General features: G+C 46.5%; 27 protein-coding genes and 1 riboswitch. Of the genes, 16 read left to right on the top strand and 11 right to left on the bottom strand.

Translation table 11 applies throughout. The features are described 5' to 3' along the window. The first annotated feature begins 43 nt into the window (after positions 1–43). Positions 44–511, top strand: a complete 468-nt coding sequence (locus E4663_RS02005; protein ID WP_079479156.1) for a GNAT family N-acetyltransferase — start codon at positions 44–46, stop codon at positions 509–511. On the opposite strand, the gene E4663_RS02000 is transcribed toward E4663_RS02005, so the two are convergent. After that, positions 508–756 carry a hypothetical protein gene (locus E4663_RS02000; RefSeq protein ID WP_135326514.1) on the bottom strand — a complete coding sequence of 83 codons (249 nt, stop codon included), beginning with the start codon at positions 754–756 and terminating at the stop codon, positions 508–510. The two genes, E4663_RS02005 and E4663_RS02000, sit on opposite strands and share 4 nt — an antisense overlap. Positions 757–959: 203 nt before the next feature. Here E4663_RS02000 and E4663_RS01995 point away from each other — a divergent pair, with 203 nt between their 5' ends. The 4 genes from E4663_RS01995 (at position 960) to E4663_RS01980 (ending at position 2,814) form a co-directional block, all read left to right on the top strand. Continuing rightward, positions 960–1,415: a LytTR family DNA-binding domain-containing protein gene (locus E4663_RS01995; RefSeq protein ID WP_135326513.1), complete on the top strand. Its 456-nt coding sequence runs from the start codon at positions 960–962 to the stop codon at positions 1,413–1,415. Further along, positions 1,415–1,828, top strand: a complete 414-nt coding sequence (locus tag E4663_RS01990) for a DUF3021 domain-containing protein (protein WP_135326512.1) — start codon at positions 1,415–1,417, stop codon at positions 1,826–1,828. Before E4663_RS01995 ends, E4663_RS01990 begins: the two co-directional genes overlap by 1 nt. Positions 1,829–1,946: 118 nt before the next feature. Next, positions 1,947–2,390, top strand: coding sequence for a YndM family protein (locus E4663_RS01985; RefSeq protein ID WP_135326511.1), 444 nt, complete (start codon positions 1,947–1,949; stop codon positions 2,388–2,390). A 133-nt stretch (positions 2,391–2,523) separates the two neighbouring features. After that, positions 2,524–2,814 carry a hypothetical protein gene (locus E4663_RS01980; protein WP_135326510.1) on the top strand — a complete coding sequence of 97 codons (291 nt, stop codon included), beginning with the start codon at positions 2,524–2,526 and terminating at the stop codon, positions 2,812–2,814. 60 nt (positions 2,815–2,874) lie between these two features. Here the strand turns inward: E4663_RS01980 and E4663_RS01975 are convergent, their stop codons facing one another. The 3 genes from E4663_RS01975 to E4663_RS01965 all read right to left on the bottom strand — a co-directional run bounded on the left by E4663_RS01975 (position 2,875) and on the right by E4663_RS01965 (position 6,519). Beyond that, positions 2,875–3,855: a DUF1835 domain-containing protein gene (locus E4663_RS01975; RefSeq protein WP_135326509.1), complete on the bottom strand. Its 981-nt coding sequence runs from the start codon at positions 3,853–3,855 to the stop codon at positions 2,875–2,877. Positions 3,856–3,963: 108 nt separating this feature from the next. After that, on the bottom strand, positions 3,964–5,430 hold the full coding sequence (locus E4663_RS01970) for a protein adenylyltransferase SelO (protein ID WP_135326508.1): 1,467 nt from the start codon (positions 5,428–5,430) through the stop codon (positions 3,964–3,966). Positions 5,431–5,532: 102 nt separating this feature from the next. Further along, the gene (locus E4663_RS01965; RefSeq protein ID WP_241657090.1) at positions 5,533–6,519 is read right to left on the bottom strand and encodes an ABC transporter substrate-binding protein; all 987 of its coding nucleotides are present in this window, start codon (positions 6,517–6,519) and stop codon (positions 5,533–5,535) included. A gap of 195 nt (positions 6,520–6,714) precedes the next feature. On the opposite strand from E4663_RS01965, the gene E4663_RS01960 reads away from it, so the two are divergent. The 6 genes from E4663_RS01960 (at position 6,715) to E4663_RS01935 (ending at position 13,081) form a co-directional block, all read left to right on the top strand. Continuing rightward, positions 6,715–7,731 (top strand): FecCD family ABC transporter permease, encoded by a 1,017-nt coding sequence (locus E4663_RS01960; RefSeq protein WP_241657089.1) that lies wholly within the window; start codon positions 6,715–6,717, stop codon positions 7,729–7,731. Continuing rightward, the gene (locus E4663_RS01955; protein WP_135326505.1) at positions 7,728–8,732 is read left to right on the top strand and encodes a FecCD family ABC transporter permease; all 1,005 of its coding nucleotides are present in this window, start codon (positions 7,728–7,730) and stop codon (positions 8,730–8,732) included. Before E4663_RS01960 ends, E4663_RS01955 begins: the two co-directional genes overlap by 4 nt. Positions 8,733–8,853: 121 nt before the next feature. Then, positions 8,854–8,955: riboswitch (purine riboswitch) on the top strand. Between the two features lie 122 nt (positions 8,956–9,077). Further along, on the top strand, positions 9,078–10,274 hold the full coding sequence (locus E4663_RS01950; RefSeq protein ID WP_135326504.1) for a NupC/NupG family nucleoside CNT transporter: 1,197 nt from the start codon (positions 9,078–9,080) through the stop codon (positions 10,272–10,274). A gap of 417 nt (positions 10,275–10,691) precedes the next feature. Then, complete coding sequence (locus tag E4663_RS01945) at positions 10,692–11,684, top strand: LLM class flavin-dependent oxidoreductase (RefSeq protein ID WP_135326503.1); 993 nt, start codon at positions 10,692–10,694, stop codon at positions 11,682–11,684. Between the two features lie 97 nt (positions 11,685–11,781). Continuing rightward, a complete protein-coding gene (locus E4663_RS01940; protein ID WP_135326502.1) occupies positions 11,782–12,084 on the top strand; it encodes a hypothetical protein in 303 nt (100 codons plus the stop codon). 121 nt (positions 12,085–12,205) lie between these two features. Further along, the gene (locus tag E4663_RS01935; protein WP_135326501.1) at positions 12,206–13,081 is read left to right on the top strand and encodes a M23 family metallopeptidase; all 876 of its coding nucleotides are present in this window, start codon (positions 12,206–12,208) and stop codon (positions 13,079–13,081) included. 46 nt (positions 13,082–13,127) lie between these two features. On the opposite strand, the gene E4663_RS19700 is transcribed toward E4663_RS01935, so the two are convergent. From E4663_RS19700 to E4663_RS01925, 4 genes are all read right to left on the bottom strand, one after another. Then, entirely contained in the window at positions 13,128–13,292 is a 165-nt protein-coding gene (locus E4663_RS19700) for a hypothetical protein (protein WP_206663472.1), read from the bottom strand. A 12-nt stretch (positions 13,293–13,304) separates the two neighbouring features. Continuing rightward, positions 13,305–13,478 carry a hypothetical protein gene (locus tag E4663_RS19695; protein ID WP_158290401.1) on the bottom strand — a complete coding sequence of 58 codons (174 nt, stop codon included), beginning with the start codon at positions 13,476–13,478 and terminating at the stop codon, positions 13,305–13,307. Between the two features lie 64 nt (positions 13,479–13,542). Continuing rightward, a complete protein-coding gene (locus E4663_RS01930) occupies positions 13,543–13,995 on the bottom strand; it encodes a flavodoxin (RefSeq protein WP_135326500.1) in 453 nt (150 codons plus the stop codon). A gap of 3 nt (positions 13,996–13,998) precedes the next feature. Beyond that, positions 13,999–14,382, bottom strand: a complete 384-nt coding sequence (locus E4663_RS01925; RefSeq protein ID WP_135326499.1) for a hypothetical protein — start codon at positions 14,380–14,382, stop codon at positions 13,999–14,001. A 119-nt stretch (positions 14,383–14,501) separates the two neighbouring features. Here E4663_RS01925 and E4663_RS01920 point away from each other — a divergent pair, with 119 nt between their 5' ends. Together E4663_RS01920 and E4663_RS01915 are read left to right on the top strand one after the other, a co-directional pair. After that, entirely contained in the window at positions 14,502–15,080 is a 579-nt protein-coding gene (locus E4663_RS01920; protein WP_158290400.1) for a TetR/AcrR family transcriptional regulator, read from the top strand. Further along, entirely contained in the window at positions 15,080–15,475 is a 396-nt protein-coding gene (locus E4663_RS01915; protein ID WP_135326497.1) for a (deoxy)nucleoside triphosphate pyrophosphohydrolase, read from the top strand. Before E4663_RS01920 ends, E4663_RS01915 begins: the two co-directional genes overlap by 1 nt. Before the next feature lie 265 nt (positions 15,476–15,740). On the opposite strand, the gene E4663_RS01910 is transcribed toward E4663_RS01915, so the two are convergent. Beyond that, a complete protein-coding gene (locus E4663_RS01910; RefSeq protein WP_135326496.1) occupies positions 15,741–16,565 on the bottom strand; it encodes a GNAT family N-acetyltransferase in 825 nt (274 codons plus the stop codon). Between the two features lie 107 nt (positions 16,566–16,672). Between E4663_RS01910 and E4663_RS01905 the strand changes: the two genes are divergently transcribed. Continuing rightward, positions 16,673–17,977, top strand: a complete 1,305-nt coding sequence (locus E4663_RS01905; protein WP_135326495.1) for a cytochrome P450 — start codon at positions 16,673–16,675, stop codon at positions 17,975–17,977. Positions 17,978–18,105: 128 nt separating this feature from the next. On the opposite strand, the gene E4663_RS01900 is transcribed toward E4663_RS01905, so the two are convergent. Beyond that, complete coding sequence (locus tag E4663_RS01900; protein WP_135326494.1) at positions 18,106–19,836, bottom strand: M4 family metallopeptidase; 1,731 nt, start codon at positions 19,834–19,836, stop codon at positions 18,106–18,108. 330 nt (positions 19,837–20,166) lie between these two features. Between E4663_RS01900 and E4663_RS01895 the strand changes: the two genes are divergently transcribed. Next, on the top strand, positions 20,167–20,445 hold the full coding sequence (locus E4663_RS01895; RefSeq protein WP_135326493.1) for a hypothetical protein: 279 nt from the start codon (positions 20,167–20,169) through the stop codon (positions 20,443–20,445). A 10-nt stretch (positions 20,446–20,455) separates the two neighbouring features. Here the strand turns inward: E4663_RS01895 and E4663_RS01890 are convergent, their stop codons facing one another. After that, entirely contained in the window at positions 20,456–22,609 is a 2,154-nt protein-coding gene (locus E4663_RS01890; RefSeq protein WP_135326492.1) for an ATP-dependent helicase, read from the bottom strand. 225 nt (positions 22,610–22,834) lie between these two features. Here E4663_RS01890 and E4663_RS01885 point away from each other — a divergent pair, with 225 nt between their 5' ends. Continuing rightward, a complete protein-coding gene (locus tag E4663_RS01885; protein WP_135326491.1) occupies positions 22,835–23,713 on the top strand; it encodes an AraC family transcriptional regulator in 879 nt (292 codons plus the stop codon). Positions 23,714–23,783: the final 70 nt, after the last annotated feature.

Below are 23,783 nucleotides of genomic sequence, written 5' to 3'. Positions count from 1 at the left end.
CCTTTAATTCTCCTCACCTGTTATAATCGAGGAAAGGAGTGTTATGACCATGCGTTTCCTGCCAATTAATGAACACAATTTACATATTGCCCACGAGATTTACAATTCGAATCCCTCTTACAACCGTTTGGAGAACGGAAAACCCACTCGGACCATGCAGGAAATGAGAGATGAATTCCTACAGGATAAGACCGAAAGCTACCTCATTTACTCAGCCTCTACTCCAGTAGCTGTCCTTGATTTCTTACCTCATAATCCTAAAGACGGCTTCCCTTGGATCGGTTTGATGATGGTCAACGGACAATTTCATTCCAAAGGGTTTGGTGCGAAAGCTTATCAATTATTTGAAAGAAAATTAGTCGAGAGAGGCTTCACAAGCATCCGACTCGCTGTCTTAAAAAACAATGTATCCGGCAAAATGTTTTGGAACAAAATGGGCTTTTCTTTCTATCAGATGAGTACTGTGGGAGAAAACGATGTCGAGTGTCTTGAAAGGACTGTGTCTCCCTAGACCTCCCTGAGCGCTTCTGCTTTTCCTGTCGTTTCCTGAATTGCTGAAGCGATGGTTTTGCTGTCTTCGGTCAGTGTTTCTACTGTTGCACTCATTTCTTCAAGACTGGCGCTTGCCGCTTCCATGATATGGGCAAGTTCAGCCGTCGATGCGTCGACCTCTTCGCTGTTTTGCATGACAACGGCTGCAACTTTCTCTGTTCCCGGAATCGCATAGAAATTTGTGTGATGGTTGTGAAGCATCATTCCTTTGAATATGTATCTTTTTTACTATATTCGCTTTTCTTCCCCTTTTTCCTGCAAAAAATATCCAAGTGCCCTCTCTGCAACTTACCCTCCCAATACGACCAGTGACTTCTCTATAATGACGTCTAACCTGAATGTTGCTGACACCCCTGCCGACAAGCACTATACTAACCTTAAGAAAGACGCACCAAAGGGGGAGAAACATGAAGGTCTTACTCGACGTCGACCGTAAGCATGAAGAAACAAGTGTCACCATTCACTGCAGAGCAATGGATGACTCCATTAAAGGGATCTTAGATTTTCTAAAAGAGAAAGAAACGGAATTCATCATAGGGAAGAAAGGAGAGGAACAGCACATTTTGAAGCCGAACGAAGTACATTTTTTCCATTCTGAAAGCGATGAGGTGCATGCAACGACCTCAGAAGGCTCTTACAAAGTGAAAGAGAAACTGTATGAATTGGAGGAGAAACTGTCGTCCACCACTTTTATCAGGTTGTCCAAATCCGTAATTGCAAACCTTTATGAAATACATCATTTTGAACCGTCATTCCATGGGACACTTGTTGTCCACTTCAAATCCGGACAAAAAGAATATGCGTCCAGACATTACGTAGGAAAGATAAAAGAAGTGTTGAAACTAAACAGGAGGGATTCTTGATGAAAACATTTGTAACAAGAAGTGTGATCGGGATAATTTTTGGGGGCTTTATCGGCTTATTGATGACCTATGCAGCGATATACTTTGGGGAGCTCACAGTACTCAATTCAGGTTTGTTCGTCCAAAATTCACTGGGAGCTATCTTCTCAGGTTGGTTGTTCACCGTCACGCCACTGTTCTTTGAAATCGATTCACTGAAATTGTCTCAACAGACTGCACTTCACTTCTTTACCGTGATGATTGCATATGGCGTGCTCGCTTATGGTATCGGATGGGTGCCTCAAGGGACATCAAGCGCACTGATCTTCTTCGCTATTGCCCTAGTGATGTATGCGTTGATTTGGCTAGGGTTCTACCTATACTTCCGAAACGAATCCAAAAAAATGAATGACGACCTGCAACACATCCAATAAACGAGCGGCGCTGCCGTTCGTTTTTTCTTTGGAATGCTTATGTGAAGCAATGAACCATTAATTGTTAGTTTCTTGTTACTACAATTGGAGAGCATAGGTATGTAGGAGGTGTTAAACCATGAGCCATATCAAATTATTCGCACTGAAATTCATCGTTTCCCTCGTTATTTTGGGAATCATTCTAGGCGCAGGCTTCGACGTATCGTTCGGGAACGTCTTCTTGATTTCCCTTACCTTTGCCGTTGTATCCTATGTTGTAGGTGATTTACTGATTCTCAAAAATACAGGGAATTCTGGTGCGACTGTATCTGATTTCGTATTGTCATTCGTGGTCATCTATTTCATGACCGATGCATTGACAGTCGGCGATGACGTCTTTACTGCAACATTGATATCAACGATTTCCCTGACCATATTCGAATACTTCTTCCACCAATCTGTTGCACGCAGCTTGGACCAAGAGAAGGAAGAAAACCATCGGGAACAGAAAAATGTACGACCTACTCCGGAACTTCAAACAGAAGCTTCGGAAGAATTGTACCCATATGATGAGGACAAATAGACAGCTAAACCAGGACTATGTTTATCCTTAGTCCTGGTTTTCATATAAGGTTATTTATAACTTCCTGTAGTATTCTGTTTAGTTATGGAAATAAAAGGGTATCCCCCTATATATTATATTGGGGGGTGCAAATATGTTGGAGAATAAATGGATTCAAAGTGGGTCAAGTTGGTCTGCTCTTGCCTTGAATATCATTCCTGTACTTATCTTTTTTTCTGTTGTCAGCGGTGAGGGAGGATCCATGCCGATTGTCTTCACACTTCTTAGCCTAACTATCGTACTATCTGTTTTCGCTATCTATGTGAACCGCGGAAAAAACATACTTAACACAAGAGTGGCTGTACTTGGTTTATCCTTTTCTATTGGAATCACCATGTTCATGTTGGCAGTTGCTTCCGTTACTGATCTGAGTCAGATAACATAAGTAAAAGAAAAACCAGCTCATAATCCTGAGCTGGTTTTTTAGTGGAATCATTCTCCTCCTCTAATTCGTCCCCTTACGCCTTACTTCATAGAATCTCATCGCTCGAGGAACACCGCGTATCTCCAAAATACCGTCATAAATCAACGTTCTGATTCGGAACTCGAGGAAAGAATCATTGACAACATGGTCCAGTGTACCCATGACTTCTCCTATCAGACGAGCAGATTTGATAAAGTCATAAGAACCGCTCTGTCTTTGAATATTATCCAGCGTTCTAAGTATAAAAGTATCGAGTGCATCCTCTGGAACAGGTACAATGTCTCCGTCTTTCCAAAACCTAAGTATACCCTTGGTTTGAGAGAGGGCTTTCCAATCTACACTCCATCTTTCCCCGAGTCGTTGTCTCTTTGCATCATTCAATATCCTCTCTAAATGGCGAGGGTGGATCTCTCCTGTATGGAGACTCTTTCTATCAGGCGACATGTTATGAAGCGCTTGTGTGGCATTAATGGCATCTACACTAGGGTGATGCTCCAATATGTAATGTACAAAGCGTAATCCCGTCTGCTCAAAAGCATTGTCTCCATACCAGACTGTAACAGGCCGGTCGTTCGGTATATTTCGAATTCGGTTCAACTTCTTTATAAAAAGATCTTCATAGTTGAACAACTCTTCCTCGTCCATGTTGATATTATTAAACAGCCACTGTTTACGCTTCTTCACGCCCTCGCTCACATGCAAATCCCAAATCGGACCGAAATCGAGCCGATTGTCAATGCTGATGACCTCATGTTTAGGAGGAAGCACTTGCTTAAGAGCCCCGGCTATCGAATCGCCAAAAACAATATGGCTATGTATAAGTTCAATTGAGGAGTCTTGATGCTTCAGCATTTCCCAGTAATCGTCTCTACATTTCTGTACATGTTGCTGAAATGCTTCTGGCTGATCCTCTGACTGATCGAGCATGAGGAAAATTATCTTCAACATGGATTTGGCGTCTTTATCGCCCATCTTTTTCATAATTTCTATTGTTTTTTTCATCCTTGCGATGCCTCCTCCTTGTCTCCATCATTCTATCACATCAACATCCATAACTTTCCTAATAAAAAACGAAGAGGCTTGAGCCCCTTCGTCCGTATATACTCCTTGTTATGTTCCACAGAACGTTTGGTATGGTTCGTCGCCTGCTGGCGGATGGTTATACTCCTCTTGTTCATCCGTATAGGCAAATGGATGTTGCAGCACTTCAATCAAGCGTTCCATCACAGAATAGTCTTCTCTTGAAACGGCTGCTTCGATCGCTTCATCGACACGGTGGTTTCGCGGGATAACCGATGGATTCGCGCGCTTCATAAGAGCTTGTACCTCTTCCCAACTAGCGTCCTGACGCTCAAGCCGCACCTGCCACTGCTTGTACCACTGGTCGAAAGCGACTTGTCCGCTAAGTCCTGTCGATTCAGGGTCTCCTAAAGTCAGTCCGCGGAATACATTCGTGAAGTCGGCTTCTTTCTTCTTCATGATATCGAAAAGGTCGTCGATGATATGCTGGTCTTGCGCCTCTTCTGAGATCAACCCAAGCTTAGCCCTGACACCCTCTTGCCAATGTGACTGATAGGTAGCTGCAAACCCACTCAAGACTTGCTCCGCTTTCTTGATTGCTTCATTTTGGTCTTCGTCTAACAAAGGAATAAGCGCTTCAGCAAACCGGACCAGATTCCACTCAGCGATGCCAGGTTGGTTGCTATATCGATAGCGTCCTTGTGTATCAATCGAACTGAAGACAGTATCAGGATCATACGTGTTCATAAACGCACAAGGCCCATAATCAATCGTTTCCCCGCTGATCGTCATATTATCCGTGTTCATGACACCATGAATGAATCCGACTAGCTGCCATTTGGCAATCAATGATGCTTGACGACGAGTGACCTGCTCTAATAAAGAAAGGTAGGGATTGTCGTCACCTGTATTTCCCGGGAAATGTCGATTCAACGCATAGTCAGCGAGCTCCTTCAAATTATCTTCTGAACCTTGGTAAGCCGCATATTGAAAAGTTCCGACACGTAGGTGGCTCGAAGCGATACGTGCGAGCACCCCGCCTTTATGTTCTGTTTCCCGCTGTACCGACTCGCCCGTTTTGACTACAGACAGACTTCTCGATGTCGGAACCCCTAGACCATGCATCGCTTCGCTAATGATATATTCCCTGATCATCGCGCCGAGCGGTGCTCTACCATCTCCACTCCGGGAAAAAGGCGTACGTCCAGATCCTTTCAACTGGACGTCATATCGGGTACCGCTACGTGTGATATGTTCCCCCAACAATACCGCACGACCATCTCCGAGCATCGTGAAGTTCCCGAATTGGTGACCTGCATAGGCCTGCGCAATCGGCATCGAACCTTCCAGACGTTTATTGCCTGCAAGTTCGCGTACTCCCTCTTCGCTCTTCAAAGCGTCTGGATCGAGGTCAAGTGCTTTTGCTAGTGATTCATTCAGTATGACGAGATCCGGACTCTCGACAGCTTCAGGTTGAACGCGCGAATAAAACACTCCGGGCAATTCAGAATAGGTCGCCTCTAAGTTCCAGTTTGGTGTTCTCTGTTGGTTGGTCATCCCATCACCTTTCCCTTTCTTGTCTTTCTACATCCTAACGTTTCTATTCTTAAACCACAAACAAGTAAAAAGACCTCTGCTAAAAAACAGAGGTCTAGATAATTACTCGATTAGGCTTTCTTTGATGTCATCCAGCATTTGTGTATTGGCAACCGGACCAGTGTACAACCAACTGGAATCATTGGAGTCGTACTCATAAACATTGCCGTTCTCTACCGCCGGGATGTTCTGCCAGATATCATCTTGCAGCATATCCGCGCCTTCTCCGTCACCGTTCAGTAAGAAGATATGGTCGGCATCCAGTTGTGCCAATTTCTCCAAGGAAATCTCAGACCAGTTCGCTTCTGAGTTGTTGGCGATCTCTTTCACGACGTTCGGTGCTGTTACCTCCAAGTCGTTATATAAAACGTCTCCGCTTGAGAGCTGATCGTTTACCACATAGAACGTACCACCTGTAAGCCAAACTGCCGCAATCGATTCATCACCGATCGACTCTTTTAGTGCAGACTTCGTTTCCTCTACCTTTTGTTCGTAGTCTTCAAGTACCTGTTCTGCCTCATCCTGTTTCCCCAGTACTTCTGCTACACGGTTGAATTCGTCTCTCCAGTCATTGTTCTGTGCTTCCCCTACAACATACGTAGGAGCAATACGGGAATACTGTTCGTATTTATTTCCTTCTACCATGCCGGCAGAGTCCATTAGAAGTAAGTCCGGCTCAAAGCTCGCAACAGATTCTAAAGGCAGATCGTAAGGAACCGTCGGAACGTCTCCTAGTGAATCCTGCAAGTAGCCTTGTACTGTTTCTCCGTTCTGTACAGACCACTGTGCAGCTGGCGTTACGTCAAGAGCTACAAGGTAGTCTTCTAGATAGGAGGCAATGATGTTTTGTGGATCGGCTGGGATCGTCACTTCATTACCGGCTGCATCCGTAACAGTACGTTCACCGGAAGCTTCTTCTGTTTCCTCTGTCGTATCATCTGATGATGTATCTTCTTGTTCGTCTGTTGATTCGTCACCGCTGCATGCAGAAGCGAACAAAATCAGTCCGAACAATGCGATGGCTATGTAAAACCATTTTGTTATTCTCATCTTCGTCATCCTTCCTTAACAAGCTGTTTTTCAATAATCAAATGATAACAATTATCAATTTCATTTACAAGTGATTTCCCCAACCGTTATGCTAATAGAAGAATGTCGTTCATTGTAGAAATAATCTGCTTATTATATAATAGTCGTGTTTATTTTTTGAAAAAACTAGATTACAAGGAGGTCGAGGTCAAAGCTATGAAACAACCCATGCGCTATCAAAACGTGACCGCCTCACTGATTTTGACACTCGGCTTTGTTTTATTGATAGGGTCGATGATTCTGTCGATTTTATATGGTGCAGCAGATATCAAGCTCGCCACGATATGGAGAAGCATAATGGATTTCAATGGATCCGAGTCGTCCCATCAGATCATCCGTAACTTGAGAATTCCACGGGCTCTTGCTGCAGCCTTGATTGGTGCTGCCCTCGCTATGTCGGGAGCGATCATGCAGGGGATGACGAGGAACGCACTCGCTTCCCCATCCATCATGGGGGTAACGGCCGGTGCGATGTTTTCGATTGCGATTCTGTTCGCCATCACTTCTTCCCCATCCCAATGGATGATGATGATTTGGGGATTCGCAGGAGCGGGACTCGGAACGGCGATGGTCTTTCTCGTCGGTTCTATTTCGAAGTCAGGATTGACACCAGTGAAGCTCGCGCTTGCAGGAACCGCTGTAACGGCTGTCTTCCAATCGATTTCTACGGCTCTTACGATTCATTTTAATGTAGCGAAGGACATCAGCTTCTGGTACGCCGGTGGTTTATCGAGTATCCAATGGATCCACGTGCAGCTGCTGGCACCCGTTTTTGTGATCGGTCTTATCATTGCAGTGATTCTAGGAAAATCGATCTCAGCTCTTAACCTAGGCGAAGATGTTGCAAGAGGGCTCGGCCAGCAGACGAGACTGACGAAGTTCATTGGAACATTAGTCGTACTGATGTTGACGGGGGCAGCCGTCTCCGTCTCTGGCACGATCGGGTTTATCGGGCTCGTCATTCCACACATCACCCGCTTTCTCGTTGGAGCGGATTATCGGACGATCATTCCGTGTGCTGCCATTCTCGGTGGCCTTCTGCTCGTCATTGCAGACACCGTATCGCGGATGATCAACCCACCGTTTGAAACGCCAGTCGGAACAGTGACGGCATTGATCGGTGTCCCTTTCTTCCTCTATCTCGCGCGTAATGACGGGGGGAGTACATCATGACAGCGGTTAAGAAAAATTGGCTGATTGCAACCGGACTGGTGGTTGCAATCTTAGCAACCCTTATCGTCAGCTTGAACTTAGGCGTCATCCGCATTTCCCCGATAGAGATTCTCAATACATTTACGGGAAACGGTGACGGGCAAAATGAGATGGTCCTTTTCCATTTCCGTCTGCCACGCATGGTCATCGCCATCCTGATCGGTGCAGCGATGGCGGTATCAGGATCTATTTTGCAAAGTGTTACTCAAAATGATTTGGCTGACCCTGGCATCATCGGCATTAATGCAGGTGCTGGATTCTCAGTCATTCTTTATCTGTTTTTCTTCCAAGGGAATGCGTTTGAAGGGACGGATTTGTCCGTCTTCCTTATGCCGATTGCATCCCTTGTCGGTTCTACTGTTGCGGCAGTGCTCATTTATGCTATCTCGTGGAAAAATGGGGTATCGCCGATGCGGCTTGTACTTGTCGGAATCGGGATCAACAGTGCATTCGCTGCGCTGATCATCATTTTCCAATTGAAAATGGATCCAAAAGACTTCACGCGTGCAACGGTATGGCTTTCGGGGAACATCTCAGGAACGGACTGGGTGTATGTGCTGACGCTCCTGCCTTGGGTGCTCGTGCTGATCCCGCTTGTCATCATGAAAGCCGGGACTCTTAATACGCTGCACTTCGGCGATGAAGTGGCGGCTGGACTCGGTGCGGCTGTAGAGCGTGAACGAAGGATCCTTTTATTAATTGCTGTTGCGCTTGCCGGAGCAAGTGTTTCAGTCGGTGGCGGGATCGCCTTCATCGGACTCGTCGTTCCTCACCTAGCAAGAAAGCTGGTCGGATCGATGCACGGTGCCCTCATTCCAATTGCTGCACTGATGGGTGCTTTGCTCCTACTCGTTGCCGATACCGTCGGCCGGAATATTCTCGCTCCATCAGAAATTCCAGTCGGACTCGTCGTATCGGCAGTCGGTGGTATCTACTTCGTTTATCTATTGATGAAATCATAAAAGGTGAGGACTCTTTCCTCGCCTTTTTGTATGGTTATTTTTATTTATGCAAAATTGTGCATTTTCACACTTTGTGAAAATCTATTGTCACTCCCTTTTCCTTTTGCTAGAATGCTACTCATCATCAATTTCATAGGTTCCTTATATAAACGTGGAAATAGGGTCCACACGTCTCTACCTGGCTACCGTAAATAGCCGGACTATAAGGAAAGAACGAATGGATCATCGTGTATTCTATCCCTCTTTCCTTTTTGTACCTGGAAAGAGGGATTTTTTTATTCGGTTAAGTGGTCTGACGTCTTACTTTATAAGGAACCTCACTGTTTTATTAGGAGGATCATCATCATGAATGTACTAACTGGAATTATTTCTTTACTCGTAATTGTCGGATTTGCCTGGCTGCTCTCAAGCAACCGAAAAATGATCAAATGGCATACGGTCCTGGTCGGACTGTTGCTAGAAGGAGTATTCGTCTTCACAATGCTCAACGTCCCAGCCGGGCAGTTCGTATTGGAAAAAGTATCGCTCTTTATCCAAGGCGTCATCGACTACAGCACAGAAGGAATCAACTTCGTATTCGGGAACCTGTACTCGCAGACAGACATTAATTTCCTGTTCGCTCTGAACGTATTAGGAGCCTTAATTTTCATTTCTGCACTTATATCAGCCCTTTATTACCTTCGTATTCTACCTTTTATCGTCAAAATCTTGGGCACGGTTGTAGGCAAGTTGCTGAAGACGTCCAAAGTTGAATCATTCAGCGCGGTCGGGAACACGTTCCTCGGTGTAGCGGAAGCGCCGCTTCTTGTGAAACCTTACTTGGCACGGATGACACGCTCTGAGACGTTCGCCATCATGGTCGGCGGAACGGCTTCTGCCAGTGGTGCGATCCTAGTCGGTTATGTACAAATGGGCATCGACTTGAACTATCTATTGATCTCCATTTTCAGCGTTCCGTTCGTCTCCCTTGTCATTGCAAAACTATTGGAGCCGGAAACGGAAGAAAGTGAACTAGAAGTGAACGAAGAAGTGACGATGGCTAAGTCGGAAGAAGCGAATGTGTTCGAAGCGATTTCCAACGGAGCGGTCAACGGTGTGAAGCTTGCCTTGAACATCGGTGGACTCTTAATTGCTTTCATCAGTATGATTGCACTCGTCAACGGTATGCTCGGATGGATCAATACGGACTTGTCCACCATCTTTGGATTCCTATTCTATCCCTTTGCCGTCTTGATCGGAATTCCTGTCGCTGACGCTTTCCAAGCCGCTTCCATTATCGGAACGAAGCTTGCCGCCAACGAATTCATTGCATATATGAATTTGACGGAAATAATGCAGGATCTCTCTCCGAAGACAGTAGCCATTTTGTCGGTGGCCTTGTGTAACTTCGCCAACCTCTCTTCCATCGGCCAGCTGATCGTCGGGCTCGGTTCCCTTGCTCCGAGCAAACAGTCGCAGGTGGCGAAGCTTGGCTTGAAGGCGATTGTCGGTGGGACGTTAGCTAGTTTTATTACGGCTATTTTTGTTTCGATGTTTATTTAATTGGATTCGTGCACGCTCCTTGTGTTGGGGGCGTGCTTTTTTTGTTTGGGTAAGTGTGGTCTACCGGTTGTTCTCTTCCCTTTTGACTTTGTTTTCTTTTCAAAAGGGCACTGATAAACTCTCTACTTTCCCTTTTGCTTTCCTATTTGTTTGAAAAGGGCAGTGAGAAGCTGTCTAGCTTCCCTTTCCGACTTCTCAAACTTGGAAAAGGGCATGTACAAGCTATCTAGCTTTCATTTCTGCTTTCTTTATCTTTCAAAAAGGCAGTTAGAGGTTTGGGGTCAGGGCATCTGTCCCACTTGCTGGGACAAATGCCCTGACCCCAAGCCTCAACCCCCTAACAAGCAGATTATTTTGTGGCTCGAAATAAATTTGGTACGATGTAAAATGCCATTTATTGAAAAAAGGAGCATCAGTATGTCTCTACAAAATACAAAGTATTCTGTGTTGGATTTAGTTCCCGTGCTGGAAGGTAAGACGCCGGCGGATTCGTTCGAACGGACGAAGGAGCTTGCCCAGCATGCGGAAGAGTTAGGTTATACACGTTATTGGATGGCCGAGCACCATAATATGCCGGCAATTGCGAGTTCGGCGACAGCCGTTGCGATCAGCCACGTTGCGCATCACACGTCTACCATTCGTGTAGGCTCCGGGGGCGTCATGTTGCCGAACCATGCCCCACTTGTTATTGCAGAACAGTTCGGCACGCTTGCTACCCTTTTCCCGGATCGAATTGACCTTGGACTTGGTCGTGCGCCGGGGACGGATCAGATGACAGCTCAGGCGCTGCGTCGTGATTTGAACAGTCGGGCGGAGGACTTTCCGAATCAGTTGGAAGAGTTGCAGAACTATTTTGAAGGAAAAAATGTGATTCGTGCGGTGCCGGGCGAAGGGTTGGATATTCCAATTTGGCTGCTTGGTTCGAGTGGTTTCAGTGCGCAGCTATCGGCTCAGCTAGGTATGCCGTTTGCGTTTGCGAGTCACTTCTCCCCGGATAATACGCACGGTGCGCTGAACTTGTACCGCAGCCGCTTCACGCCTTCTGATAAGCTTTCTGAACCTTATGCGATGGTCGGGGTGAATGTTGTCGCTGCTGATACGGACGAGGAAGCGGAAAAACTAGCGACGTCCCAGCAGCAAGCATTCTTGAATCTTGTTCGCAACACGAAGAACCTGCTTCAGCCTCCTGTCGATGATATGGATGAAGTTTGGACGCCTGGTGAAAAAGCGGCGCTTCAGCAGCAGTTAGGTGCATCGATTGTTGGTAGTAAGGAGACGGTCCGCAAGAAGCTCGAGAAGTTCCAAGCAGAAACGGAAGCAGATGAGCTGATGGTCGTATCCCAGATTTACGATCAAGAAGCGCGTCTACACTCCTATAAAATCGTTGCTGACATTATGAATGAACAATAATCTGAAATCCCGGTGGGCTCGGAAGCCTGCCGGGATTTTCCTTTTTTATGAAACCGATTAGACACTTTGCACGTAAATAGGAAAAAGGAGGGAAAGCGTGCAAATTCTAATCTATATTCTGATCCTTCTTCCTTTCGCACTTGTCTTCTATTTCGCCTTTAAATACTCAGGGTACAGAAAAGGCAATATCGTCCTGCACTTAGATGAGTGGTATAAAGACCACGGTAAATATGTAAACGCAATTGAGCATGAGCTTAAGCGGCAAGGAAAAGAAGCGCGTTACCTGGGAAGGTTCCAGTTTTACATAGACGGCAAACATTATATGTTGAACCCGGTTATGGAAAGGGTCGGCGGTGTACCAGTCCAGCGGACAATTCTCCAGCCTGTGAAGGAAGGCTGAGCTTGTTCATTTCATTAAATGATTAATTTCAAAGGAGGAAGGATTCATGTCCTTACCTAAAACCATCCTATTCACTAGTGCGATATTACTCATGCTAGTTGGGTGCCAGGAGGAAGAAACTATGTCAAAAGAAAATGTGCCCTTTGAACGCGACCAGCTCGGAAATCACTTGGTGAATGGCGACTACACCAGTGTTTACAACAATACGAGTGAAGCGTTCCAGGATCAAGTTTCATTCGATCAATTTAAAAAACTTGGGGAAGGATTCATCCCGGGTGACGCGAACCTTACCTTGCAGACCAGCTTTTCGTTGAATGGTCAGGACCGAGATACGTGGGTCGACGACAGCGGTGAACTTGGTGCATTAGCTGCCTATGATAAAACCGAGACGATCATCGGGCTGCAGCTCTTACCGCTGGAATCCTATCCTGAAACGGATCAAACGTTTACGAAAACAAGTTTCGAGCTTCCATTTCAAGACGAGTGGCTAGTATTCTGGGGTGGCACGAACGAACTAGCAAACTACCATTACGCTCATGACAACCAACGCTACGCCTACGATTTCGTCGTCTCCGAAGACGGGCAAAGTTTTGTCGGGGACGGTTCTCGCAATGAAAATTACCACACCTTCGGAAAAAAAGTTGTAGCCCCTGCAGATGGGGAAGTGGTCCGAGTCGTGGACGGAATAAAGGACAATGAACCAGTCGGAACGATGAACGCAGACTCCCCTGCTGGTAATTATGTCGTGATCGACCACGGCAACGAGGAATACAGTTTCCTCGCCCACTTCCAAAAGGGATCCATTCAAGTCGAGGAAGGCGATCAAATCCGTCAAGGAGACGTACTCGGTGCTGCTGGTAATTCGGGTAACTCAAGCGAGCCTCATATTCACTTCCATGTCTCTGATTCTCCTGATCTAGATAAAGGAAGCTCGATCCGCATTCAGTGGGAGAGTGGGAAAGAATATCTTCAAGGTCAGATTATTTCGAACGACTAATTCTCCATAAAAAGAACGATTGGACCTCGAATCCAATCGTTCTTTTTTAGTTCATATTATAGTACCGATCTACTTCTTCAAAAGCTTTAGACCTATTTTCATTTGCAAACTCAATTTGTTCCTCGATTTGTTTCGAATTCGGATTGCGGTCGATCACAATCGCAGTTGTGAGAACGACCCCCATGAAACCTAGTATAATCCACCCAACCATTTTCTCTCTCCCTTACCATCCGCCTTGATTCATATCATTGTAACGAGACGCTTCGGCTATTGCATTCGATCTTTTGTCATTGTACTCGACCTGTTCTTCTATTTTCTTAACACGGCGATTACGGTCGATCCATAACGAGGTTGTAAATAAGGCTACCAGGGCACCAAGGATAATCCAGACAAACATAGGAAACCGCTCCTTTTATTGGTTGTTACTTATCTATACGATTGAACTATAAATCGGTTTCAAATTAAATGGAAATTCGAAGGTGACTTGAAAAGGATTCCGCCCATTCCCGGCAAGTAACGACCTCCGCTTCCGTATCAGGATTCATCTCGATTTTAAGGCCATTGCAGACAACAGCTGCTCCGCTCTCCTTCAATCGTGTTTCCAACAAGTGAACCGCCTCGCAGAACATAGGGTATATAGTGTCTCCGGAACCGAATACAGCGACCGGGAGCTCTGCCAAATCGACTTCTTCCAATTCATCGTAAAAGTCTTCGACCTCATAAGGCAGATCTCCGTCATTCCAAGTGTACGAACCAAGGAGGACGGCATCATAGTCTGTGAGGGTACACGGATCGATGTCATCGATTTCCTCTAACGTCACTTCATGCTTGCTAGACAAATGAGATGCGAGAATATCTGCCATATCTTCTGTATTCCCGGACATGCTGGCAAAACCAATCAGAATATGTGCCATCGATCATAGCTCCCGCGCGACAGAACCGGTAAGCAAGGATTCAATCGACTGATACGAATGCGAATGGTGAATGAATGCCGCTTCTTGTTTCTCCTCCAATGATTGGTCGATCTTGTATTGATGGTAATTCAACGCGAGTGACAAATCCCAAGACGTCCGAAGCACTCCTGTTCCGTACAATTCATCTATGAAATCCGCTCCCATCGGAAACGGTTCTTCCTCATTCTTTTGTGCTGGTACGTACCAACCGTGATGATCTAGGTGAACAGGCGCGCCGACGATATGTAGCTGGTCCCCTTTCTCGAATGCGACCATGCCGTGGCAGCAGCAACCTCTCTTCCCTTTTTCATAACGGAATGATTTAGAAACATATAGACAGTTCTCCATCAACTTGTCTCCTCTCTGTTCATGTTAGATACATCTTAATTGATAATGATTATCAATGTCAACAGCTGTACAATCGAATCATTTGAGCGTAGACTCATAGGTGAATGGAGATGATACATATGAACGAGGGACAGATATTGAACATAGCCCAATCCTTATTTTTTGAAAAAGGGTACGAAGAGACGAGTTTGGACGACATCGCTGCGGAAGCAAAAGTTGATAGCAACCAATTGAAGGAGCGCTACTCTACGAAGGCAGACCTTCTGTTGGACGTCCTTTCAGAAGATTTTATCGATGAGTTGGAGGAGCAGGATAACCAGCTGACGGAAAAAGACCTCGATCGCAAGCCTGCTGAAATCGTGTATGACTACCTATACAAAAGATTGCACCCCTACCTCCAACTGAGCAAAGCCATGTATCGTGACCTGACAAGTCTGGCGCTACGTGCCTATGAGTCGGACCCGGAGCAGTTGAAAAAATTCGTCGGACTGGACTTTATGCTTGTGGATGAACTGATCGGCTTTTTGAATCAAATGAAGGAAATGGGCGTCTTGAGTGCGGATTTCGATTCGAATGAGGCGGCAGAAATTATATATAGTGTTCTTGCGTTTGAGTTTGTTGTGTTTCTTTCTCAAGGGGAGCGTTCGGTCGAGGATTGTATGGCAGGAGTTCAGCGGAAGGTTCGGTTTCTTTTTTAATGAAGAAAATCACTGTCGTTGCAGCAATCCTTGAAAATGAACAGGAAGAAGTACTGTGCGCCTTGCGCTCCAATGAGATGTCGCTTCCTAACATGTGGGAGTTCCCTGGTGGCAAGGTCGAAGAAGGAGAAGACATGCGAACTGCATTAGAGCGTGAAATACAGGAAGAACTCTCCTGTCAAATTAAGGCGGGAACCATTTTCCATGACCACACCCATGAATATGAGTCGTTTGCCGTTCGTTTGATTGCTCTCAAAGTGGACTTGGTACGCGGGGTGCCGACAGCAAAGGAACACGCGAAGTTGCTTTGGCTGCCGAAAGACTACTTGCTCTCCCTACAATGGGCGCCGGCCGATCTTCCGGCGGTGGAACGATTGATGGATGCTCCTTCTTGATGAAGGAGCATATTTTTTATCTGCCTTTTTGATGCTTATTTTATTGAAAAAGGTTAGAGAAGAGCAGTCTCTGTTCCCTTTCACGCTCTATTATTCACCTAAATGGCAGAGAGAGGCGCTCTATCTGCCATTTCTCTTCTGTTTAGCTTTATAAATGTCAACTAGAGCCGTTCTCTTTGCCCTTTTCAAGAAAGCAAACAGCTTAAAGGGAAGTAAAAAAACGCAAAGGAGGCTAGCTCCGTGCGGTTTTCTTAATTACAAACCTTCACTCAAAAACCCTACTCATCCACACCTGCTCAATCACCTTCTGCGCTTCCCTGCTACGATACGTTTCATAAACAGGATGACGGTGCGGCACATTGAAGAAGACAACTTTGTACCCTTCAAAATGACGCTCCACACTCGAGAGCAGTTGTTCATATGTAGCTTCGTCATCGACTGCCTGCAATTGGAACACGGTCAGGATCTGGTTCGGCTGCTGGGACAGTACTAAATAGCCTCGTGTTTTCGCCGCGTCCTTAATGGCGTAAATTTCAGGGTTGTCGACGAATGAAATTTTGTTCTGCCACGGGACAGGTTCTTCGGTTACATCTAGTGCCTTCCAATCGTTCAGGGAAATGAGTTCGACTGTGTAAGGTGCTTCGCTACCTGCTGGGAACATCATCCGCATCGTCGACAGATTATCATCCACTTTGTATCCATAGGATTCATACAATCGAATCGCTCCATCGTTATCAGAGATCGCCTCAAGCACCGAGACCTCGACTTCTTTTTCTTCAAAAAGGTCGACCGACTTCTGTACGAGTTGGCGTCCTACACCTTTGCCACGGTAATTGGGGTGAACGGCGGTGCCACCATTATAGGATGTTTTCTTCCCGTCTACCATATAGATACTATTTAATACGATTCCGACAGGCTTTTCTCCGTCAAAGGCGACGAAAGAATACTCAGGGGATAATTTTTTGGAAGCCATCGTTTCGATGAACGTTTCCGTCGTCATCTGGATATCAACGGAATAATCTTGAAATCCTTCATTCATAGCGGTCAACGCATCTTGAATCGAGCAATCGATCATTGTTTTGATGTGCATAGGCGTTCCTCCTTTTGTTCCTATCTTACCATTTTTCCTGCTTCAAGTTTGCAGGATTCCCCCGCTGGGTACATGTTGGTAATATCTACATAAGAGGAGCTGACGAAATGAGCAAACCGATTCCTAAAGCCGAAGGAGCAGACAATACACGATCCCTCATCCAAGAAGGCTTCCCCTTCTTCATCAAGCGCCACAAAGAGCTAGGCACTAATATTTTCGAAACCCGTTTAATCGGGAGAAAAGCGATCTGTATCGTCGGCGAAGAGGCATCAAAGATTTTTTATGATACAGAAAAATTCAAGCGTGAAGGCGCAATGCCAAAGCCGCTCAAGATGTCGCTGTTCGGTGAAGGAAGCCTCCATGGTATGGACGGGGAGAAGCACTTGCATCGCAAGCGTACATTCCTGTCGATGTTCACTCCGGACCGAGTCGAAGATCTGAAACAGAATGCTTTAGAAGAACTCGACCGGAAAGTGGAGCAATGGCAGGAGCGTGACAAGGTAGTTTTATATGAGGAGTTCCCTGAGATCTTGACGCGTGCAGTATGTAAGTGGGCTGGTGTACCACTTGAGGAGCATGAAGTCAGGCAACGAACAGATGAAATGATGTCGATGGTGGAGTCGTTCGGCGGTTCGCTTTCCCGCTTCCAAGAGGGGAAAAAGTCGCGCGACAGTCATGAAGCTTGGTTGAAGCAGATTATCAAGGATGTGCGCAAAGGAAAGTTGCAGCCGGAACCGAACACGGCCGCTTACATCATGGCGCATCACCGGGAAACGGACGGGAAGCTTTGGGACGTGCAGACAGCTGCAGTAGAACTCAGCAACTCCTTCCGACCACTGCTCGCGACCGTGCACCTGCTCGTTCTCGGAGCAGTTGCCATGCACGAACACCCTGAAACGAGAACGCGTTTGGAAAAAGGAGAGCCCCTCTACAGTCACTGGTTCGCACAAGAAACGCGCCGCTTCTATCCGTTTGTGCCCGCGATGATTGCCAAAGTGAAGACGCCTTTCCTCTGGGAAGGTTATGAATTCAAAAAGAATACACGCGTCGTGCTCGACTTGTACGGTACGAACCACCACGCAGACAGCTGGGTGCATCCAGATGCGTTCATTCCGGAACGGTTCGAAAATTGGCAAGGTAGCCCGTTTTCGTTTGTACCACAAGGCGGAGGCGATCACCATACAGGACACCGCTGTGCCGGGGAATGGCTGACGGTAATCGTGATGAGCTCGTTCTTTGAGTTTCTAGCGAAAAATGTGTCTTACGATGTGTCGGAACAGAATTTGTCGTTTTCCCTTGAACGGATGCCGACACGTCCTGAGAGTGGCTTTGTGATAGAGAATGTTCGGAAAAAGGATGCTTATGAGGAAACGTTCGATGAATTGAATCAGGGGTTTGCTGCAAGGAGATAAGCTGATAACTGGATTGAGAAATAGGAGAGGACAATTGCTGATATCTATCAAACTACTCTCAGAACTATTTTTATCCATCAAACGAATAAAAACCCGGCACATCCGTGTGCCGGGTTTCCTATTCTCGTTTATGGAATCAACGTTGCATCAAACGCACTACTGACTGTCTGGTATTCAGGGGAGCCTGCTCCATACAAGTCGATTGCAACCGTCTCGACCGCATTACGCAAGTCTTCGAACGTTGCGTCTGCTGTCAGAAGGTCAACGTTCGCATAGTAGAAGACATCGAACATCTTCTCTTCGCCCATGCCACTGACGGATACGCCGTTGTGGCTGCCGCCTGCAGCCATCAAGAACGCTGCTTTGTTCAAGATGCTGGAGTTGAAGTGAACGCCGCCGTTGTCATAGGAAAGAGTTTGATAGTCACTGTAGTCATCCGGATAGACGAGATCCGCTGAGAACTGGATGGAAGAAGGATCGGACATGCTGCGGAATACTTGTCCAGATTGCTCACCAATCGTCCAGTTGTAGGAACCTGTCACATACTTCTCGATGGCTACACCGAATACGTCGGAGATACCTTCGTTGAGTGCACCAGACTCCCCACTATAAATGAGGTCGGACTCACTGGATGTGACGGCGTGCGCAAATTCGTGTCCTGCTACATCGTAGGCTCCAGCCAATGGATCACCGTAAATGAGCATTGCCCCGTCATTGACACTGGCTGCGTTGAACCAGTTTTGAGGATCATTCGTCGAGCTTGAGTCCCAAGCGTGAACAACGGATTTAACCTGCTGCCCGTTATCGTCGAAACTGTTACGATTGTATTCATCTTGGTAATAGTCATAAACGGAAGTCGCTAGATAATGGGCACTGACGCCTTCATCGTCCGAGAACGTGGTCGACGTGCTGGATAGTAGCTCACCTGGATACAGTCGATACTCACGGTTCAAGTCTGCGTAGTCCGCATCATATGTCAGCACGCCTTGTCCGCGGGTATAGTCTGCCATTTCGTATGTGCCATCAGACATTTCGCTCGCTGTGAACGTGCGGGTATTTCCGTTTTTATCAACACCTGATGCAGAAACGGGACCAACAACTGTCGAACCAGATCCTGGCTTACCGCCACCGCCTTTACCACCTCCACCGTTGCCGCCTTTAGCATACTGGATAGCATCATCGGATAACGCTTGATCGAGCTCCTTCACTGCATTCAGCAGAACGTCGCCTTTTTTCGTATCCAAAATGACGAAGCCTTCAGCGAACGTTGGTGCAGCTACGGAGAAATCGACTTTCCAGCCGTAGGATGCCTTGTCTTTATCGTTCACGTAGACGACTTTTTGGACTGCTGTATCCTGTAGGAACTCCACTTCTTCGCCGTATGTATCCTTCACATAGCTACGTGCTTCGTCTTTAGATATCCGCTGCTTCTCTTTTAATCCTTTTTGACCGTTCAGGTTCTTCGCTACATCACCGAGCGTATTCTTGACCACGCCGTCTTTCAATTGAGTGACGATTACTTTTCCAAATACATCATAGCCTTTGTAAGTCTGTTGCACTTTGACGAGATCCTGGCCTTTGTAATCGACGGATTCTTCGATGACACGATAATCTACGAATTCCTCACTATTCTTTTGGGATGAACCTAATCCACTGTTGATATCACCTTTAACCGCTGCTTTTACGATTTCAGATGCATTGGATTCTGAAGGTTGGGTGAGTGTACCCATCGATTGCTTCGATTCTTGAATCTTCGCTTCCACATTCGCGGTGGCTTCTACGTTCATTGCCCCGAGTCCTGAGCTCACGAGTAATCCGACAGACAACGCCATGGCCGACAGCACTTTTCTTTTCTTCAAACAAGTTCCTCCTGACAAAATATTTAGAATTTTCTCTCTTTTATAGATTATCAAAACTGGTATACATTGTCTTTAGGTAGATAGTTTGCTAGATTTGGTATACTTTTGAAACGGTTGTGATATGGCGTTAATTTAGGTTATTTGAAGGATGCGTTCACAGCACAACACACCCCTTTGATGAATCAATAGTATATGGGGTTCATTAAAAATGGGTTGATAATCCTAAACTTAATATGAGGACAGCCAATGATGATCTGCCTCTTTTCAGTTAAAAATGACATTTTTCTTTATGGGGCATAGGATGACTATGGTCTTTTAGGAGGGAGAAAAATGTACGAGATGTTGATCGGAGTCATCGATCCTTGGTACGGGGCTGGCATCTTTATTTGGCATGGTTCGATTTTTACGGTCTTTTTGTTGGCGTTCAAGTGGACGTATCAGAAAAAGAAGATACATGGCTATATCATGCTGTTGCTATTAGCCTTATGGTGTCTCACCGCGCTTATCAATGCTTACCTGTTTTCACTGTTCCTTTCCTTCAGCTTTTTGCTGACTTATATCGTTCTTGGGGTTATCCTGTTACGAGGAATAAAAGAAGAGGCTGTGTAAAAACACAGCCTCAGGCTTTCTGCAGTAATCCATTATCTATACATACATCGACAAGCAGTTCTTTGAACCCTGCCTCTTCGAATTGAATCCCCATCGAATCGCCGCCATATTCCGTAATGACACCTGGACCGAACTTGCGGTGAACGATTTCTTTACCAAGCTCGATATCATCAGCGGACAGGCCTTCTCCCGTCAAAGCACCGGATGCTGCAGGCTTTAGAATCCGCCTCATATTTGTGACAAAAATCGATTCAGTCAGCCTTTCGTCTGCTTTGTACTGATACGTGAGCAGCTCGAGGTTCGTACGGGCGCGGGTCATGCCGACGTAGAACAGACGCACCGCTTCTTCCATTGGCGCCGTGTCCTTGTTCCGGAAACGCTCCATGTCATCATCTGATGGAATCACACCGTTGACGAGATCGATCATGAAGACACGGTCGTACTCAAGTCCTTTTGCACTGTGGAAGGTCGATAACGTCAGTCGGCTCGTGCTTTTGTTGAACTTCGATGTTTGGATGATCTGTTCAAGTTTTTTCAAGCGGTCGGCGAACTCTTTCAGTGTACCAAGCCCTTCAGCGATGTTCTCTAAGATGCTGAGCGTGCTGAATAGCTGATCCTGGTTGAAGCCGAACTTCTCTGCCATTTTCTTGATCGACACGTCGTAGCCGAGTTTTTCTCGGATGGTGCGAATAGCTCGGTCTGGCGCCATGTCGTTCATGTCGCGGATCGTTTTCTTCACGCGCGGCAGCGTCTTCTCCTGGTACGAAGGAATATCCGAGTCGAGCAGGCGGTCGAACACGGACTTCTCGCTGTTCTTTTTCTTGAGAAAAGCGATCTGCGCCTTCGAAATGTAGGCATTGCACTTCGTATGAATCCGCTCCAGGATATCGACGCGCTTGTCGTTGTAAGACAGGCGCATAAAGTTAAGAATATCCTCGACGACCCAATGCTTGAAGAATTTCGGGTCGATATCTTTCATATAAAAATCGATGCCTGCTTTCTCAAGCTTATCCGCAAGCGGGACAGCAGATGTGTTGTTGCGATACAGAACGGCGATGTCCTCGTCGCCACTTGCCTGGATGGCGTTCATGACACGTTGCAACTGCTCATCGTAAGTGCGGGTGGATTTGATCTCGATCGCCTCGGCACTGTCATTGTGGGTGAACATGTCTTTCGGATACCGCTTCTCGTTGCGCTTGATGAATTGATTGGAGGCGTCCACAATCTCAGGCGTCGAGCGGTAGTTCTGGGACATCGTCAGCACGGTTGCGCCGGGGTAACTTTTTTCAAATTGTAGAAGCTTGGTCACGTCGGAACCGCGCCAGGCGAAAATGGACTGGTCGTCATCGGCAACGACACAGATGTTAGCCTGTGGTCCAGCTAGCAGCTCGACGATTTCGTGCTGGACGAGCGAGTTGTCCTGGCTTTCGTCGGTGAGTAAGTACTCGAACTGGCGCTGGTACTTGGCGAGCATGCCCGCGTCCTCATCGAGTATCTTATGGCAGTAGGTCAGCATGTCGTCGAAGTCTAAGAGTACTGGCTCATGGTTTTGCTTGAACCGTTCGTAGGCTTGGTAGATGGTGCCGGCCTGGCTGACGTTGCACTCGATGGAGTCGAGGTCCTTGTGCTGGACCATCCTGTTCTTGACGAGGCTGATATAGGTCATCAGTTCGTCCATATCTTCTTCTGAAATCTGTTTGCCGTTCGTGTCCCAGTAGAGTTTTTTCAAGATAAATTTCTTATGAAGCGGGACGTTCGGTCCATCCCAGCCTTTCTTCAATTCTTCATCGCTGATGCTGCCTTCAATCAATTGATATGGCATGCCGCTTCCCCGCAACGATTCGCGCACGACTTGGTAGGCGAAGCTGTGGATGGTGGAAAAGTGGACTTTCTCGTTTGTCACCGTGGAGAAGAATTGATCGAAGCGCTCGGACATGTCATTCGCTGCTGCTTTACTGAACGTGACTGCCATGATTTGATCAGCTGGCACCTGTTCCTCAAGAAGCAAATAGCCGATTTTCATATTGAGCGTGGTCGTTTTGCCGGACCCAGGTGACGCCAGTAAAAGCAACGGGCCATCCGTATGTGTGACGGCTTGCTTCTGCACATCGTTTAGTTTTACTCCCGTCACCTGCTCCATCTTATTGAAAAACTGCTCGCTCATCGTGTCCCTCTCCCCTATATCTAAGTCTGGAAATATTTTATATACTAAACTTAAAAACTACTAACGCATCATATCATTTTTTCGCATGCGAAGGAACACCGTTATTGGGGACAGGGACTTTGTCCCAGTGGTGGGACAAGGTCCCTGTCCCCAATTAAAAGCAAGAACGGTTAAGAAGGCTGTTTGGATTGTTGATAGAGTGTAGATAAGGTAGGTGATGACGAGATGGAGTATACGGATTCTGTACAGAGGACGCTGGATTATATCGAAGAAAATATGGATCGAACGTTGTGTTTGGAGGAACTGGCTGGTGTGGCGTGCTTTTCGCCGTTTCATTTTCACCGCGTCTTTCAGGCAATGGTAGGAGAACCTGTGATGGACTATACAAGGAAACGACGGATGACGCGGGCAGCGGAGCGGTTATTTTATTCGCATGATAAAGTGATTGATATAGCGATGGAAGTCGGGTTCGACTATCAGGTCTCTTTCACCCGTGCGTTCAAGAGAAGTTTCGGTGTTTCTCCGCGGGAGTATCGTGAGCTCCTTCGTCCATCTGGTCCCTTACGCGGGAAAGCCTACCTTACTCAAATAGCCATAACGGGAGGTCATAACATGGAACCGAAAATTGTTAAAAAGCCAGCGTATCATGTGATTGGCTACGAATTAGACACGACAGATGCGGACGGCCAGAACAATAGAGATATCCCTGAATTCTGGCAGCAATACATCCAACAAAATCTGAGAGTCAACATTCCTGCCCCACTCCACCCGAATGAGGAGCTCGGCATTTGTACCGATTTTTGTCCGGAGACCAGTGAGTTCGTCTACTTGATTGGGATGGAAGTGGATGATGAGACGGAACCACCTGAAGGGCTTGTGAAGCGGAGTTTCCCGGAGCTTGATTACGTCGTGTTCACGACACCAGAAGCAGAAGAAGACTCTTTTCCTTCAACGATTCAATCAACGTGGAACTATATTTTCACGGAATGGTTTCCGAAGTCAGAGTATGAACATAGCGGGGATGCTGACTTCGAATTGTATGATGAAAGATGTCACGGAACGCGGAAGAAGATTGATATCTACATTCCGGTAAAGAAACGCTAGAGTTAAGCACAAACAACCACCCCTTTGATGTTAAAAGGGGTGGTTGATATGTCTGGCTGGGACAGAGTGC

The organism is Halobacillus salinus, from assembly GCF_004684905.1.
GTDB lineage: Bacteria > Bacillota > Bacilli > Bacillales > Halobacillaceae > Halobacillus > Halobacillus salinus.
The sequence above is the reverse complement of the archived record's forward strand: the minus strand, read 5'-3'. Positions and strand labels throughout refer to the sequence as shown.